The organism is Aeromonas sp. 102P, from assembly GCF_051920345.1.
Classification (GTDB): domain Bacteria; phylum Pseudomonadota; class Gammaproteobacteria; order Enterobacterales; family Aeromonadaceae; genus Aeromonas; species Aeromonas veronii.
Map to the genome: position 1 here is coordinate 3,735,206 of NZ_JBQBCZ010000001.1, position 16,032 is coordinate 3,751,237.

General features: G+C 60.2%; 13 protein-coding genes. 5 read left to right on the forward strand and 8 right to left on the reverse strand.

What is annotated here, in order from left to right; translation table 11 throughout:
* Nucleotides 1–142: 142 nt before the first annotated feature.
* From fabV to ACTG1K_RS17450, 5 genes are all read right to left on the reverse strand, one after another.
* Nucleotides 143–1,336, reverse strand: a complete 1,194-nt coding sequence (gene fabV / locus ACTG1K_RS17430) for an enoyl-ACP reductase FabV (protein WP_440006159.1) — start codon at nt 1,334–1,336, stop codon at nt 143–145.
* Between the two features lie 150 nt (nt 1,337–1,486).
* Complete coding sequence (locus tag ACTG1K_RS17435) at nt 1,487–2,074, reverse strand: histidine phosphatase family protein (protein ID WP_101530444.1); 588 nt, start codon at nt 2,072–2,074, stop codon at nt 1,487–1,489.
* A gap of 154 nt (nt 2,075–2,228) precedes the next feature.
* Nucleotides 2,229–2,882, reverse strand: a complete 654-nt coding sequence (locus ACTG1K_RS17440) for a helix-turn-helix transcriptional regulator (RefSeq protein ID WP_005334376.1) — start codon at nt 2,880–2,882, stop codon at nt 2,229–2,231.
* A gap of 64 nt (nt 2,883–2,946) precedes the next feature.
* Nucleotides 2,947–4,236, reverse strand: coding sequence for an L-cysteine desulfidase family protein (locus ACTG1K_RS17445; RefSeq protein WP_440006161.1), 1,290 nt, complete (start codon nt 4,234–4,236; stop codon nt 2,947–2,949).
* A gap of 22 nt (nt 4,237–4,258) precedes the next feature.
* A complete protein-coding gene (locus ACTG1K_RS17450; protein WP_440006163.1) occupies nt 4,259–4,642 on the reverse strand; it encodes a Rid family detoxifying hydrolase in 384 nt (127 codons plus the stop codon).
* Between the two features lie 251 nt (nt 4,643–4,893).
* Here ACTG1K_RS17450 and ACTG1K_RS17455 point away from each other — a divergent pair, with 251 nt between their 5' ends.
* The 3 genes from ACTG1K_RS17455 (at nt 4,894) to ACTG1K_RS17465 (ending at nt 8,954) form a co-directional block, all read left to right on the forward strand.
* On the forward strand, nt 4,894–6,189 hold the full coding sequence (locus tag ACTG1K_RS17455; protein ID WP_005334398.1) for an amino acid permease: 1,296 nt from the start codon (nt 4,894–4,896) through the stop codon (nt 6,187–6,189).
* A 203-nt stretch (nt 6,190–6,392) separates the two neighbouring features.
* Nucleotides 6,393–8,399 (forward strand): methyl-accepting chemotaxis protein, encoded by a 2,007-nt coding sequence (locus ACTG1K_RS17460; protein WP_440006165.1) that lies wholly within the window; start codon nt 6,393–6,395, stop codon nt 8,397–8,399.
* Between the two features lie 267 nt (nt 8,400–8,666).
* Entirely contained in the window at nt 8,667–8,954 is a 288-nt protein-coding gene (locus ACTG1K_RS17465) for a hypothetical protein (protein WP_440006167.1), read from the forward strand.
* 80 nt (nt 8,955–9,034) lie between these two features.
* Here ACTG1K_RS17465 and ACTG1K_RS17470 read toward each other — a convergent pair whose 3' ends face one another.
* Nucleotides 9,035–9,223 (reverse strand): hypothetical protein, encoded by a 189-nt coding sequence (locus tag ACTG1K_RS17470; protein WP_005334402.1) that lies wholly within the window; start codon nt 9,221–9,223, stop codon nt 9,035–9,037.
* Nucleotides 9,224–9,495: 272 nt separating this feature from the next.
* On the reverse strand, nt 9,496–11,397 hold the full coding sequence (gene speA / locus ACTG1K_RS17475) for a biosynthetic arginine decarboxylase (protein WP_005344160.1): 1,902 nt from the start codon (nt 11,395–11,397) through the stop codon (nt 9,496–9,498).
* A 1,014-nt stretch (nt 11,398–12,411) separates the two neighbouring features.
* Here speA and pepT point away from each other — a divergent pair.
* Nucleotides 12,412–13,635, forward strand: a complete 1,224-nt coding sequence (pepT, locus tag ACTG1K_RS17480) for a peptidase T (protein WP_440006168.1) — start codon at nt 12,412–12,414, stop codon at nt 13,633–13,635.
* A 211-nt stretch (nt 13,636–13,846) separates the two neighbouring features.
* A complete protein-coding gene (locus tag ACTG1K_RS17485; protein WP_440006170.1) occupies nt 13,847–15,556 on the forward strand; it encodes a lysophospholipid acyltransferase family protein in 1,710 nt (569 codons plus the stop codon).
* 114 nt (nt 15,557–15,670) lie between these two features.
* Here ACTG1K_RS17485 and ACTG1K_RS17490 read toward each other — a convergent pair whose 3' ends face one another.
* Nucleotides 15,671–15,979: a SelT/SelW/SelH family protein gene (locus ACTG1K_RS17490; protein ID WP_043821170.1), complete on the reverse strand. Its 309-nt coding sequence runs from the start codon at nt 15,977–15,979 to the stop codon at nt 15,671–15,673.
* Nucleotides 15,980–16,032 lie beyond the last annotated feature (53 nt).

Below are 16,032 nucleotides of genomic sequence, written 5' to 3' on the forward strand. Positions count from 1 at the left end.
GCCGTCTGTGATCCGATCAGCGCAAGACTAGCGGGTTTGATATGGGAAAAAGGTGATCGCTGATAATAAAATTCCGCAAATTAGCGGGATTTTTGCCAAAAAAACAGGGCCCCGCAGGGCCCTGTCTGTGCTGGCGACCGACTTACAGCTCGACCACGTCGAATTGCACGTCCGGATTCACGTCCGCATCGTAGTCCACCTCGTCCAGGCCGAAACCGAACAGGCGCAGGAACTCCTGCTTGTAGCCGGTGTAGTCAGTCAGCTCGGAGAGGTTCTCGGTGGTGATGGAGGGCCAGAGATCACGGCAGGTCTGCTGCACATCTTCGCGCAGTTCCCAGTCATCCATGCGGATGCGAGCCTGCTCGTCCAGCGCCATGTCGGCGCCGTACAGGCGGGTGCGCATCATGCGATCCACCTGCTCCATGCACCCCTCGTGAATGCCCTTCTCCTTCATGATCTTGAAAGCCATGGAGATATAGAGCGGCATCACCGGAATGGCGGAAGAAGCCTGGGTCACCACGGATTTCAGCACGGCCACGTGAGCGGTGCCGCCCTTGGCGGCCAGATCGCCACGGATGGCTGCAGCGGCGCGGTCCAGATCTTCCTTGGCGCGGCCCAGAGTGCCATGCCAGTAGATTGGCCAGGTCAGATCGGTACCGATGTAGGAGTAGGCCACGGACTTGGCGCCGTCAGCCAGCACGCCGGCATCACGCAGGGCAGCCATCCACAGCTCCCAATCCTGACCGCCCATGACGGTGATAGTGTTCTGGATCTCTTCTTCGTTCGCCGGCTCGACGGTGGCGGTGATGATCTGATCCTTGTTGGTATCGATGGCGGTGGTGGTGTAGACCTCACCGATCGGTTTGAGGGCAGAGCGCACCACTTCGCCGGTTTCCGGCATCTTGCGCACCGGAGAGGCCAGGGAGTAGACAACCAGATCGATCTGACCCAGATCCTGCTTGATAAGCTCGATCACCTTGGCGCGGCACTCGTTGGAGAAGGCATCGCCGTTGACGCTCTTGGCGTAGAGGCCCGCCTCTTTGGCTGCCTTGTCGAAGGCGGCAGAGTTGTACCAGCCAGCGGTACCGGTCTTGGACTCGGTGCCTGCTTTTTCAAAGAAGACGCCGAGGGTGGCGGCGCCGCTACCGAAGGCAGCCGCAATCCGGGAGGCCAGGCCATAACCGGTGGAAGCGCCGATCACCAGCACCTTTTTGGGACCATTCTCGATGGTGCCCTTGGCCTTGGTATAAGCGATCTGGCGACGAACATTGGCTTCACAACCGACCGGATGAGTGGTGGTGCAGATAAAGCCGCGAACCTTGGGTTTGATGATCATATGGGGTCTCGGATCCGTTTAATGGATGAAATCGGGGCATAAGATACCTCATCTTGCCGCGATAAGGTGCTCTGATGTGTTGAACTGCGGCAAAAATGGGCATCCGAAGGTGGCAATCATGGTCCATGCCATGGTGCCACCTCACGGCAATTAGCAGGCAATGCGGGTGATGTGGCCATCCTGCAGCTTATAGAAGGCATCTTGGGGCAACTCCTGTGACCAGGTCGCCTTATAGTCGAGATCGGCATAGACGCCTCGCAACATGGCACCGAGCAGACCGTGGGAGATAACGATGGGCCGCTCGGCGATGGCAGGATCCTGCAACCACTGGTGTGCCCGGCGCTGAATGCTCTCGAAGCTCTCGGCCCCCGGTGCCTGCAGATACCAGTCCCCTTTGCCGGTATCGAGTTCGGGGTGGGCAAGACGCAGCGCCGGGATCTGGCAGCTCTCCCACTCCCCCATCCCCAGCTCCATCAAGCGATCGTCCCAGACGATGCGATCTGCCGTCAGCCCCAGCTGCTCGCACACCAGCAGCGCAGTCTGACGGGCACGGCCAAGCGGGCTGGCATAGACGGTCCAGCGGGCGGGATCCGCCAGTTCGGCGGCAAGGCGCCGCCCCATGGCGATGGCTTGCGCCTCGCCCTTGTCGGTCAGCTCGGAGTTACAACGCCCCTGCAGACGCTGCTCGGCATTGAAGCGGGTCTGGCCATGGCGCAGCAGATAGATGAGTCGGGACATGATTTCTCCAGCACGTTCAGATAGATAGAAAAATAAAGGGGGAAGATGATAGCAGATGAGCCCGAAGGATGGCCCAAACAGAGAGGCTAAAGCGGGCGTAAAAAACGGGTCAAGGCTGACCCGTTTGCTACCAATTTGGCCAGAGTGTATCGGCTCAGCCCTTCTTGATCTCCCGCAGATAGCGGTAGATGGAGTGGACCGAGATGCCGAGCTGGCGCGCCGCAATCTGGGCGCTGTCTTTTAACTCGAAGATCCCCATGTCGTGCAGCTGGTTGACGATAACCCGAGTCTTCTGGGACGGAGGCACCGCCTCGTTGCCACGCACCTCGGCACTGACGGTGTCGATAGTGCTGTTGAGCGCTTCGTCGATGTTGCGGGCGAACACCTCCGGGGTGGCATGGCTCTCGTGGGGATGCATGCACTCCGGCATCATGGTGCGCAGCACGGATTGCAGCGGGGCATCCATGTCGCTGTTGATACAGAGCAACCCGATGGCCCTGTGCTCCCCGTTGCGGATCACGGTCGTGATGGAGCGCAGCGTCTTGCCGGTGGCACACTTGGTCATGTAGGGGCTGGAGATATCCTGCCCGCTCTTGAGCTTCATCATCGCCAGGTTGGTGATGGGGGCGCCGACACTGCGGCCGGTGATATGGCCGTTGGCAATCTTGACGATCGAGGGATTGCGCGCATCCAGACTGTGGAGCAGCACTTCGGTGTGCTGACCATACATGGCGGCGATGCCATCCACTATGTTCTCCATCGACTTGAGGATCTCAAAATCGCTCGGACTCAACTCTTGCAGCTTCACAATGGGACCTTCTTGCAAGGGTTGCTGCCGGACAATGGGCGCCGGGCAGCAACCGACAGGGACATCAGGCGGACATGATATCAATAATGGTGCTGTCTGTGGCAGACATGCCCTCCTTCACCATCTGGCCAACGTTGCGGATGGTCTGATCCACATCGCCTGCGACGATCCCCTGCCCCGACACCGAGTGGCTGTTGAGGGCCATCAGGAAACCGCGCACCGCCGCACCGGAGGAGGTACTCACCTTCATGGCGCAGGAGGCCTTCGCCCCGTCGCACACCATGCCGGCACTGTCGCTCAGCACGTTCTGGATGGCGAAGCAGGATTGCTCGAAGCTGCCGCCCGCCAGATAGACCATGGCCATGGAGGCGGCCGCGCTGGTCACGGTATTGCCACAGAAGGCCGACAGCGGCGGATAGTGGGACTTGATATAGATGGCGCCCAGATGGCTCATGATGAGGGCGCGAGCCAGCAGCTCTTCGCTGGCCGCAAAGCGCTCGGCAATCACCATCACCGGAATGGTGGCGGCAATGCCCTGGTTGCCGCTGCCGAAGTTGCTCATGGCTGGCAGGGTCGCGCCCCCCATGCGGGCATCGGAGGCGGCCGCCGTCATCATCACGATACGGTTCATCACATCCTCGCCGATAAGACCGGCATTGATGTTCTGCTGCATGGTGCGGCCAATCTCCAGGCCATAGGGGTTGTTCATCCCCTCGGCGGAGAGCTTGCCGTTAAGCTCGGAAGCTTTGAGGATGAACTTGATCTGCTCGAACTCCACCCGGGTGGCGAACTCGTAGATGGCAGCGATGCTGATATCTACCCCGTCGCAGATGGAACCGGTGGCACCGCCCTGGCTCTGATCGGCGGTGAAGGTCACCTCGCCATCGCGGCGCTGCTCGACGATGCGGGTATGACCGCCACACAGGGTCACTTCAGCGCTGTGCTCTTCACCATGTTCATCCGTGCCATAAACGGTCACGCGGCAGAAGATAAACTCGGGGGCGGTGGTGCGGCTCACCTGCACCTTGCCGGCATCGATAAGCAGCTGGGCACGATCCACCTGTGCTGGCTGGATCGCGGCCAGCACCTCCAGCCCGGCATCGGCATTGCCGCCGATGGCACCGGCCGCGGCCGCAATGGCCAGACCGATCTTGCCGGTGCCCGGCACATAGACACCCATCGAGTTTTTATAGAGATTGTCCGACACCGCAACCTCGAGGCGACCGGGCTCACAGCCCAGTTGCCGGACGGCGACAGCCGCGGCATAGGCGGCGGCAATTGGCTCGGTACAACCCAGCGCTGGTTTGACAACCTGTTGAATAATCTGCAGATACTGCTGCCACGCTTGTTTCATCACTTGAACCTTTTTATCAGCATTAACGAGCGATATGGGCGATCGCTTCCACTTCAACCTTGACGCCCATCGGCAGATCCTTCACTGCGAAGCAGCTGCGCGCCGGACAATCTTTCTGGAAATAGGCTTTATAGACCTCGTTGAACGCGGTAAAATCGCTGATCTCGGCGAGGTAACAGGTGGTTTTGAGCACGGTATCCAGCGAGCCGCCAGCGGCTTCCAGCACGGATTTCAGGTTTTCCAGTGACTGGCGGGTCTGGGCGGCAATCCCCCCTTCCACCACACCCCCCTGCTGCTTGCAAACCGGCAACTGACCGGAAGTAAAGATGAGGTCGCCATAGGCAGTGCCGTGGCTGTAGGGACCGATAGCGTCAGGTGCCGCTGCTGCTGTGATGATGCGTTTCATATAGCCACTCCTGTTTGTGCAATTTTTTTTGCAATCACGAATCTCATTCCGTTCAACATTATTTGCTTTTTATTTTATCCATTCAACAAAAAGATACAAAAATGGCGTTTAAAGGCACCTTTCAGCCTCAATATAAACCGTGATCACCATCCTGATTTGAACAAAAGTACTCTTATGGGCATTGTTTATGACAGTTTCATTCAACTATATTTGCGCCGCTTTCCCACATCCCTACAAAAAAGAAGGTTTTAATGGACGCGCATAGCACTACACTCGCCAGCCCCGTGATGGGCACGCTGGAATGGAAAGAAGCGGTTCGCTTCGACAGCACCGACTGGGGCTGGATCATCATGAGCATCGGCATGGCCATCGGCGCAGGGATCGTCTTCCTGCCGGTACAGGTGGGTCTGATGGGCTTGTGGGTCTTTCTGCTCTCGGCGGTGATCGGCTACCCCGCCATGTACATGTTCCAGCGCCTCTTTATCAACACCCTGGCCACCTCGCCGGAGTGCAAGGATTACCCCAGCGTCATCACCGGCTACCTTGGCAAGAACTGGGGTGTGCTGCTCGGCGCGCTCTACTTCGTGATGCTGGTGATCTGGGTCTTCGTCTACTCCACCGCCATCACCAATGACAGCGCCTCCTTCCTGCAGAGCTTCGGCGTCACCGACGGCCTGCTCTCCGAAAACCCGCTCTACGGTCTGGTGCTGATATGCGGTCTGGTGGCTCTGGCCTCGCGCGGCGAGAACCTGCTGTTCAAGATCTCCACCTTTATGGTGCTGACCAAGATCAGCGTGGTGGCAGTGCTCGGCCTGATGATGGTGGACAAGTGGGACGCGGCCAACATCACCGCCATGCCCGCTGCCGGTGACTGGATGAAGGATGCCATCATCATGCTGCCCTTTACCCTCACCTCCATCCTCTTTATTCAAAGCCTGAGCCCCATGGTGATCTCCTACCGCTCGCGGGAGAAGTCGCTGGAAGTGGCCCGCTTCAAGGCGATGCGCGCCATGAATATCGCCTTCGGCATCCTGTTCGTGGTGGTGTTCTTCTACGCGGTCTCCTTCACTCTGGCCATGGGCCACGATCAGGCGGTCAAAGCCTCCGAGGAGAACATCTCCGCGCTGGCCATGGTAGCCCAGGGGATGCCCGGCCAGACCCTCAAGCTCCTGAGCCTGACCCTCAATATCTTTGCGGTAATGACCGCCTACTTCGGCGTTTACCTCGGTTTCCGTGAGGCCTGTCAGGGTCTGGCAATGAACCTGCTGCGCCGCGTCATGCCGGAAAACCGCATCAACAAAGGATTGGTGGGTAAGGGCATCATGGTGTTCACCGTCATGCTCTCCTGGGGTGCCATCGTGCTCAACGCACCGGTACTGAGCTTCACCTCCATCTGCAGCCCCATCTTCGGCATGGTGGGTTGCCTCATCCCGGCTTATCTGGTCTATCAGGTACCGGCGCTGCACAAGTACAAGGGCACTTCTCTTTACATCATCATCGTCACCGGCCTGCTGCTCTGCGTCTCGCCCTTCTTGGCGTTCAACTGACGGTTGCTGACGGATATCCCCTTATCGACCACGGGTCACCTTCGGGTGGCCCGTTTTCTATTGGTGCGGCTGACCGCGCCCCCGCCCGGAAGTAAAAAGCCAAGGGGATCACAACTTGCAACCGGCCATCACCCAAGGGAGGCCGCTCGGAGTACTATTCAGGCAACACGAATCACGCCCGCACTCAGGTATCGAGGCTTAACATGAAATGGATTTTCAACCCCGCCATCCGGCTGGGCAACCAGCTCTCCTTCAAATACAAATTCCTGCTCTGGTCCTGCCTGATGCTGCTGCCACTGGCGTACAGCATGACCAATCTGCTGGGGCGGCTGCAGGATGACAACGCGCAGGCCAACCGCGAGCTGGCGGGAGTGGTCAATCTCTCCCCCGTGCCCGCTATCGAGCAAGCCCTGCTCACCCATCGCAATCTGGTGACCCGTCACGCCTATGAAGTGGATCCGGTCGGTGATGATCAGGTCAAGGCAGCCGCGCAAGCCGTTGATCAGAGCCTGCAAGCCTTTGCCAACACCCGCCAGAACAACCCCTCCTTTGAGGTGATCCAGCAGGGCTGGGCCGCCCTGCAGAGTGAAGCGGGCAAGCTGGAAGTGGAGCAGAGCAACCTGCGCCACGACAAGCTGCTGACCGAGGTGCGCCACCTCTACAAGCACATTACCGCCAGTAGCAGCCTTATCCAGGATCCGGCGCTCGGTACCTACTACATGGTGATCCTCGCCAGTGAGCGGTTGCCGCAACTGCGCGACCTGCTGGCTCAGGTGCGGGACCGCGCCGCCACCATCGCCGATTTCGGCCTGTTTCAGGCCGAGGGCTACAGCGGCCTGCGTTTTCGTCTCGACCTGATCAGCGCCACTCTGCAAGAGCTGGAGGCCGATCTGACCCTGCTCTACCAGATTGAACCGGCCTACCGCGCCGAGCTGGGTCAGCAGACCGATGCTCTGATACAGCTGGTGCGTCAGGGGGTCGAGACCATGGAAAACAAGATGATGAAAGATCAGCTGGTGCAACTCTCCACCAAGGAGGTGCAGGCGCTGGGGGATAAGATGGACGAGGCCATCACCGCGCTGGCAGGCCAGGTACGCCAGCGGCTGGAGGCCGACCTGCATCAGCGGCTGGCCGCCAACCAGCGCCACTTCTGGTGGGTCACCGCGCCGCTGACCGTCAGCTTGCTGCTCTACCTCTACCTGATGATCGGTGCCTATCTCTCCCTGCGCGACACCGTAGGGCGGGTGCGTGATATTGCCGCCCGGGTCAACGCCCAGGATCTCAGCCAGCACATCGAGATTGTCGGTCAGGATGAGCTGGCCGCCATCAGCCGGGATTACAACGTCACCCTGGAGACCCTGCGCACCCTGATGCGGCGGGTACGGGAAAACGGCGTCACCGTGGTGGAGAGCGCCACCGAGATCGAAGCACGCACCTGCCGCTCACAGGAGGTCATTGCCGATCAGCAAGGGGAGACCCATCAGGTCGCCACCGCCATCAAGGAGCTGGCCGCCACCTCACAAGACATGGCAGGCAACGCTCTGCAAGCCGCCCGCATGACCCAGGAGGCGCAGAACGTGGTCGGTCAGGGCGAGGATGTGGTGGAGCGCACCATCAAGGCCATCGATCATATCAACCGCGAGGTGCTGCGCACCGCCGACACCATAGGCCAACTGGAGCAGCAGTGCAGTCAGATTGGCGGCGTCATCAGCGTGATCCGTGGCATCGCCGAACAGACCAACCTGCTGGCCCTCAACGCCGCCATCGAAGCGGCCCGGGCCGGTGAGCAGGGTCGCGGCTTTGCGGTGGTGGCCGACGAGGTGCGGTCTCTTGCCAACCGCACCCAGGGGGCCACCGTCGAGATCCAGCAGATGATTGAACAGCTGCAATCCGGCGCCCGCGCCTCGGTCACCGCCATGTCGGCGGCCAGCCATGAAGCGCAGGAGGGGGTCGGGCTGGCGCAGGAGGCAAAGCAGGCTTTTGGCGCCATCACCGAGAAGGTGGATCGAATGGTCGATACCAACGCCATCATCGCCAGCGCCATCGAGCAGCAGGGCGCCGTGGTCAACGAGATCGAACGCAACGTGGTGCGCATCTCCGATGGCAGTGACGAGGCGCTGCAAGTGGCCAACGCCGCCCGCGATGCCGCCCGCCAGATCCACCAGCTCACCGAACAGCTGCGCGCCATGGTACAGAGCTTCGTGCTGTAACAGAGCGCTGACAAGCCGGGCTCAACGTGAGCCCGGCATTATCCCGGTCTCGCCCCTGCCACAACATCTCGGTTGCTCGGATCATCCAGAAAATCTCTGCGACCCACTTGCCGGGCAGATGCCAACAAAGTAGTCTCGAACGAAAACAAAATGCGGCATTCCCGACACGCACTCTCGATGATGTCGAGGGAAACCAAGCCGCCTGCGAACCACAGATTAAACCCAGCGTCACGTCATCTATCACCCGCTTCAAGCGAGGATTTACCCATGGCCAGATACCAGTTTTTTACCATTCCGGCATCCAATCGGCAGCAATACACCTTTATCGACATGGCATCTCCGACTTTTTTGAGTGAAAAGGCGGCACTGCTGACCCAAGGATTCGAGGTGGAGGAGGACTTTATTGACGGGACCAGTCCACGGGAGGCCGTCGAGAAGTACCAATCCAATTTTCTCTATGTAGCGGACGAGATTGGCAAGTCCGATAGCAGCTACGCCGCGGCCATCGCCATGCTGGAGATTGGCAAGGGGTTATTGGGCAATAAAACCCGCTGAGATAAGGTACAGCGGTGAAGAGTGGTGGCCATCGTGGTAATGCGCCCGATGGCCATATGGCAAGACATCAATTCGGTAAGTCAGAAGCGCCCCAGCTGCTGGAGCATCTCGATCAGCTCCTCTTCGCTGCTCGGCTCATAGGCCAGCTGAAGGCTCGGCGCGGCGCCCCCCATCAGCATGTAGACGTTGGTGCTGCAGTGGTCGTAGTGATACCACTTACCGTCGATACAGACGTCGGTATAGCATCTCGGGTCCCTTTTCAGTTCCATATGCACATCCTTTTGTTACATCCCATCAACATCACTCCTGACCGTAAAATAACCACCGAGGTTCACGCTTGATGCAGATCAAGGGAAACAGCTGAAAGGGACAGATATCTGCCAGATCTAAGGCCTGCGGATGCCTTGAGCCCGCATCGGTTATCCGAATGAAGATGGGCCGAGTGCCCCGTCATATCGCCGGATGGCCCCCGGTAACAAAAACGGCGCCCGCAGGCGCCGTTTTTTCATTTTCCCTCAAAAGCGAGGGGCAAACAGAAGGCTTATTCGTCTTCCAGATAGGCGTAGCCTTGCAGGCCCAGCTCCAGCTCGTCGAGCAGGGCTTTGCGAGTGGCATCGTCCAGCGCCGGGTGAGCGGCGATCCGCTGGTAGTTTTCGCGGATCACGGACGGGTCGATGTTGACGTAACGCAGCAGCTGGTCGACGGTGTCGCCGCGCACCACGTTGCGAATGTCCATCTTGCCCTCTTCGTCCAGCCACACTTCCGCGCAGTGGGTGTCACCAAACAGGTTGTGCAGATCCCCCAGGATCTCCTGATAGGCACCGACCAGGAAGAAGCCGACGTGGCACTCTTCGTTCTCGCCGTAGACCGGCATCGGCAGGGTGCTCTCGACCCCCAGACCGTCGACATAGTGCTCGACCTGACCGTCGGAGTCACAGGTGATATCCATCAGGATACCGCGACGGCTAAGCGGACGATCGAGACCCGCCAGCGGCATCACCGGGAATACCTGACCGATACCCCAGGCATCCGGCAGAGACTGGAACAGGGAGAAGTTGGCAAAGCACTTGTCCGCCAGCTTTTCACTCAGCTCGTCAGCCAGCGCACGGTGGTTGCGGTTGACCGGGTTGAGCATCTCTTTGAGTGCCAGACAGGTGTTCTGGTGCAGCATCTCGGCCCAGGCACGCTGTTCAAGGTTCAAGAGGCCCATGGTGTACTGGGTATTCACGTCACCCAGATCGGCTACCGAGTCATGGAAGATCTCCAGCAGGGAGGGATCTTCACTGCGCAGATCCAGCCAGCCTTTCCACATGTTCTGCAGAATGGTCGGTGCATCTTCGTCCGGCGCGCTGATGTCGTTCATCTCCACTCCTTCGGCACCAATGATATTGGTAACCAGCACGGCGTGGTGAGCGGTCAGGGCACGGCCAGACTCGCTGATGATGGTCGGGTGCGGCAGGTCGAACTCGCGGCAGACATCGCCGATGCCCCATACCACGTTGTTGGCGTACTCGGAGAGGCTGTAGTTGGCGGAGCAGTGGCTCTGGGAACGGGTTCCCTCGTAGTCAACCCCCAGGCCACCACCGACGTCCACGACTTCGATGTTGGCACCGAGGCGACGCAGTTCAGCGTAGAAACGGCCACACTCGCGGATGCCGCCCTGAATGTCGCGGATATTGGCGATCTGGGAGCCCAGATGGAAGTGCAGCAACTGCAGGCAATCCAGCTTGCCCAGCCCGCGCAGACGTTCGATCAGCGCCAGGATCTGGGAGGCGGAGAGACCAAATTTGGACATGGAGCCGCCGCTCGATTCCCACATGCCGGAGCCGGTGGAAGCGAGCTTGGCACGCACCCCGATGTTGGGCTTGATGTTGAGACGAGCTGACTCGTCCAGCACCATCTCCAGCTCGGAGGGCTTCTCCACCACGATGTAGACCTTGTGGCCCATCAGGTTGCCCAAGAGGGCGTGGCGGATATATTCGCGGTCTTTGTAACCGTTGCAGACGATCACCGAGCCTTGCTCATGGTGATGGGACAGCACGGCCAGCAGTTCCGGTTTGGAACCAGCTTCCAGGCCAAGCCGGGGCTTGTCGCTGTAGGACTGGCTGATGGTCTCGATGACACGACGCTGCTGGTTTACCTTGATCGGGTAAACGCAGAGGTAGTCCCCTTCATAGCCAGACTTTTCGATGGCCTGACCAAAGGCGTTGAACAGCGCATCGACCCGACTCTTGAGGATGTCAGGGAAGCGCAGCAACACGGGGGTGGTCAGCCCGGACTGACGCAACTGTTCGATGGCGTCAGAGAGCACGATATGCGCGTCAGGGCGTGATTTGTCGGGGGCGACGGTCACATGACCGGCGTCATTGATATTGAAAAAACCCGCACCCCAGTAGGGAACGTTGTAGACCTTCAAGGAGTCCTTGCTGGACCAGTTAGTCATGGGCTATGCCTCGCAAATGAGCGACCCAAAGTCGCCTTCGTTACCCTCAATCACATCCAGACCATCTAGTGCAGAGTACGGCGAGCGCTGCCATCACGAGACGCAGCCACCCAACCCAACCCTTTGCACATCGCGGCAAGCCAGAGGCTGCCTGGTGGATCTTGGGGAAGTAACGAGTCTTGATGTGGGGCTGGTGGCTTTACATCAAGCTCAACGGTATGCGGTGCCACTATGCCGTAGCGCCGCGGTACTTTGATGACAGACGACATCAGCCACGCCGTCAGTTCATCATTCGGCAGCGATCCCGACAGAAGGAGAGGGTTCCAAGGAAGAGAAGCGAAGGCGCCAGCACGCATGCGTGTTGATAGACGACAACAACCACAGCCCACCTCACCGTCAGTGACCGCCCATGACAAGGGAAGATGATGAGCCGGTGGCCCACTCGGTCAAATGAAGGATGAGAGTCTGTTGTTCTCCCTGATACCGGAGCCTAACCGGTATTAAAGAAACCATTCCCCAGCAGTGTCTGTCGTTTCTGCGTGCCTCGCCCTATAGGCGTATGATCGGTCGGGTTTCTGGCGGCTCTGCCTGCTTCAGGGTTGCCCTTGGATCGGCGCGGAGTGTACACACTTACCGCGGGCAGTGACAATAAAAAATAGTGTTCAAAATCCCCTTTTAATAAGTCGATCAAATCTTGCTGGCGGGCAGGCGGGCTCTGGGATGGCGCAGGTTATGCGACAGCCCGGTTTCCCCTTGAAAAGTGTGTGAAAACGCCATGATTGGGCTGACGCCTTGCTGTACGGTCGCTGAGGGGAATTTGGCCACCACCGCCAGCGCCTAAATATCGCCATAAATATCACATTTATGCGATCTCCCTCCCGGACGTTGCCCCGCGCGCCGCACATTCGCCGCTCTTCCCTTGCGTCAAAAAATGGGAAAAACCTGCGCTGACGCAATGAGTGCCCCGCACGGATTGGCCACAATGACCGTTCACAATCGGTTAGAGGCTGACTAATGGATACCCTGCTTGAGCGTTTTCTGCGTTACGTAACTTTTCATACCCGCTCCGATGAGACCAATCCAGCCTGCCCCAGCAGCGAAGGCCAACTGATCTTTGCCCGTGCCCTGCAAGAAGAGATGAAGGCGCTGGGGCTAACCCGGGTCACCCTGGATGAGCACGGCTACCTCACCGGCTGCCTGCCGGGCAACCAGCCGGGCGCCCCCGCTATCGGCCTGATTGCCCACATGGACACCGCCGACTACGAGGCGGAGCAAGTAGTACCGCAAATCATCGAAAACTATCAGGGCGGCGACATCTGCCTTGGCAAGGGTGACGAGGTGCTCGCCATTCGTGACTACCGCTTCCTGAAAAACTACCTGGGTCAGGATCTCATCACCACCGACGGCACCACCCTGCTTGGTGCCGACGACAAGGCGGGCATCGCCGAGATCCTCACCGCCATCGACCACCTGCAGGCCCACCCCGAGATCCCGCGCGGCGATATCTGGGTCGGCTTTACCCCGGATGAAGAGATTGGCCGCGGCGCCAACCTGTTCCCGCTGGAGAGATTCCCGGCCAGGTGGGCCTATACCGTGGATGGCGGCGAACTGGGCGAGCTGGAGTATGAAAACTTCAACGCCGCCAGCGCTACGGTGCGTTTTATCGGCAATAACGTCCACCCCGGCACCGCCAAGAGGAGCATGATCAACAGCCAGACCCTGGCCACCCGCTTCCACGCCGCCATGCCTGCCGAGCAGACCCCGGAGTGCACCGAAGGGTATGAGGGCTTCTTCCATCTGGCCCAGATGAGCGGCACCGTGGAGGAGAGCACCCTGCACTACATCATCCGTGACTTCGACGACGAGCACTTCGCCGCGCGCAAAGCCGAGATGCAGAACCGGGTGGCCGCCCTGCAGGCCGAGTATCCGAAGGCCCGCATCGAGCTGACCCTGACCGACAGCTATCGCAACATGCGCAGCCAGATCGAGCCGCACATGCATATCGTCGAGCTGGCCAAGGCCGCCATGGAGGCCGCCGACGTGGTGCCGAAAATCAAGCCCATTCGCGGCGGTACCGATGGCGCCCGCCTCTCCTTTATGGGCCTGCCCTGCCCCAACCTCTTCACCGGTGGCCACAACTTCCACGGCAAGCACGAGTTCATCCCGCTGCAATCCATGGAGAAATCGGTCGCCACCCTGGTGGAGCTGGTGCGCCTCACCGCAGCCTGGCGCGGTTAATCGGGTCGCTATCTTTACCGCGACAACCAAGGGGGTGCCGGTTTACCGGTTCCTCCCTTGCTATCTGGCCATCCCCCATCAGGAAAGGGAAACCGGGGAGGGTCGCGCAGGGGCAACTGGCTGCCACTGCCATCAAACTGTCATCCCGCTGACATGTCGCGGGAACAGTGTCACATCATGCTGGGAACAACGGATCGCCGGAGCCCTCCAGATGTTCACTATCGATACCCTGCTGACCCAGCACTTCCCCCGCCTGCTTGGCTACCCCCTGCTCACCCCGCTGTTAAAGCGGCTGCTGGGCTGGCTGCTCAACGAACGTGCCTTTGCCGACTTTGCCACCCGCTACCCGCACCTGCGCGGCCTCGACTTTGTCGAGCAGGCGCTGACCCAGCTCGATTTCGACTATCGGGTCAGCGAGGCGCAACTGGAGCATATTCCCGCCAGTGGCCGGGTCATTCTTGTTGCCAACCATCCCATCGGCTCGCTGGATGGACTGGCGCTGCTGCAACTGCTCGGCCGCATCCGCCCCGATGTGAAGATCGTCGCCAACCAGCTGCTGGCCCAGCTCGCGCCGCTGCGCCCTCTGCTATTGCCAGTGGACAATATGGAGGGCAAGACCGATCGACAGGCCATCCTCGCCATGAACGAACACCTCGCCCATGAAGGGGCGCTGGTGATCTTCCCCGCAGGTGAAGTCTCGCGGCTTGGCCTCAAGGGGGTGAAAGATGGCCCTTGGCAGGCAGGCTTTATCAAGCTGGCCCAGCGCACCCGCACCCCGCTGGTGCCCATCCATCTGGGAGGGTGCAACAGCCTCTGGTTCTATCTCGCCTCCTGGCTCAACAAGCCCGCCTCCGCCCTGTTGCTGGTACGCCAGCTGTTTCGCCAGCAGGGGCAGACCCTGCCGGTGACCATAGGGGCGCGCATTCCACTCGGCAGTTTTCAGGATCTACCCGCCAAAACGGCGGCGCGGCTGGTGCGCAACCACCTCTACCGGATTGGCCGTGGCAAGGCGGGACGGCTGCAGACCGAGGCCCCCATCGCCCTGCCGGAGGATCGCCGCCAACTCAAACAGGCCATCGAAAGCTGCGAACAGCTCGGCACCACCCCGGATGGTCAGGGGATCTACCTCTACCGCCGCCACGAACTGAGCCACTCGGTGATCCTGCGAGAGCTGGGGCGACTGCGGGAGATCGCCTTTCGCGCGGTGGGGGAAGGCTCCGGCAAGCGGCGGGATCTCGATGGCTTTGACAACGACTATCACCACCTGATCCTCTGGGATCCGGCCCGGCTCGATATTATCGGTGCCTACCGGTTCGCCCCGGTGGCGGAGCTGCTGGCCAGCAAGGGGAAGGATGGCCTCTACAGCCACACCCTGTTCGGCTTTGAGGATAAACTGCTGCCCCGGCTGGAGCAGGCCATCGAGCTTGGCCGCAGCTTTATCCAGCCCGCCTACTGGGGCAAGCGGGGGCTCGATTATCTCTGGTTCGGCATCGGTGCCTATCTGGCTCGCTATCCCCGCTACCGCTACCTGTTTGGCCCGGTGTCGCTCTCCGGCAGCCTGCCGCCGGCGGTCAAGGATCTGCTGGTGAGCTTCTACCGCCAGCACTTTGCCCCCGAGCTGGCGCTGGCCCCCTCCCGCCGCCCCTACCCCGAGACGCAACCTCTGTTCGAGGGGGTGGATTACGGCGCCGATCTCAAAGCACTCAAGGCCCGCCTCGACAATCTGGGCTGCGCCATCCCTACCCTCTACAAGCAGTATTCCGAGCTGTGCGAGCCGGGCGGCGTCCAGTTTATGGATTTTGGTATCGACCCCGACTTCAACCACTGCATCGACGGGCTGGTGTGGGTCGATGTGAGCCGCATCAAGTCCCACAAGCGTGCCCGCTATATTGGCAGCCATCTGGCCGAGCCGCGCTTATAACCCTGCTGGAGCCAGGCAAACAGCCAAAGGCAAAAAAGGAGAGAGAGGCCATCGCCTCCCTCTCCTTTCGCTCTCATGCTCAGCACCTTTTCGAGGCGCTCGGCCCATCTGGCGTTACTCGGCCGCCTTGCGATCTGAGTGGCCAAGATCCCGCTCAGGGGCAATGACATCACGCACCCGCTGCTTGATCTCCTTGGCCTCGGGGAAGCCGTCATCGACCACCCGATCCCACACCTGCACCCCGCTCACCAGAATGCGGAACTCCCCCTTGCTGGCCGGCACCAGCGCAACCTCCCCCAGATCGCTGTCGAAGGTGGATAGCAGCTCCTGCGCCAGCCAGGCGGCGCGCAGCATCCAGCGACAGAGGGTGCAGTAGCGTATTTCGATGCGGGGTTTGCTGATCAGGGTTTCAGACTCGGTCATGAGTGACTCCATAAAAAAGCGACAATGGCGGGAAGTGGCGTACTGCCGCCCAA

Excerpts from the sequence above, each read along its gene's own strand:
- ACTG1K_RS17435 (WP_101530444.1), bottom strand. The coding sequence starts at position 2,074 with ATGTCCCGACTCATCTATCTGCTGCGCCATGGCCAGACCCGCTTCAAT.
- ACTG1K_RS17445 (WP_440006161.1), bottom strand. The coding sequence starts at position 4,236 with ATGAAACAAGCGTGGCAGCAGTATCTGCAGATTATTCAACAGGTTGTC.
- fabV (WP_440006159.1), bottom strand. The coding sequence starts at position 1,336 with ATGATCATCAAACCCAAGGTTCGCGGCTTTATCTGCACCACCACTCAT.
- ACTG1K_RS17485 (WP_440006170.1), top strand. The coding sequence starts at position 13,847 with ATGTTCACTATCGATACCCTGCTGACCCAGCACTTCCCCCGCCTGCTT.
- ACTG1K_RS17450 (WP_440006163.1), bottom strand. The coding sequence starts at position 4,642 with ATGAAACGCATCATCACAGCAGCAGCGGCACCTGACGCTATCGGTCCC.
- ACTG1K_RS17490 (WP_043821170.1), bottom strand. The coding sequence starts at position 15,979 with ATGACCGAGTCTGAAACCCTGATCAGCAAACCCCGCATCGAAATACGC.
- ACTG1K_RS17465 (WP_440006167.1), top strand. The coding sequence starts at position 8,667 with ATGGCCAGATACCAGTTTTTTACCATTCCGGCATCCAATCGGCAGCAA.
- speA (WP_005344160.1), bottom strand. The coding sequence starts at position 11,397 with ATGACTAACTGGTCCAGCAAGGACTCCTTGAAGGTCTACAACGTTCCC.
- ACTG1K_RS17460 (WP_440006165.1), top strand. The coding sequence starts at position 6,393 with ATGAAATGGATTTTCAACCCCGCCATCCGGCTGGGCAACCAGCTCTCC.
- ACTG1K_RS17470 (WP_005334402.1), bottom strand. The coding sequence starts at position 9,223 with ATGGAACTGAAAAGGGACCCGAGATGCTATACCGACGTCTGTATCGAC.
- ACTG1K_RS17455 (WP_005334398.1), top strand. The coding sequence starts at position 4,894 with ATGGACGCGCATAGCACTACACTCGCCAGCCCCGTGATGGGCACGCTG.
- pepT (WP_440006168.1), top strand. The coding sequence starts at position 12,412 with ATGGATACCCTGCTTGAGCGTTTTCTGCGTTACGTAACTTTTCATACC.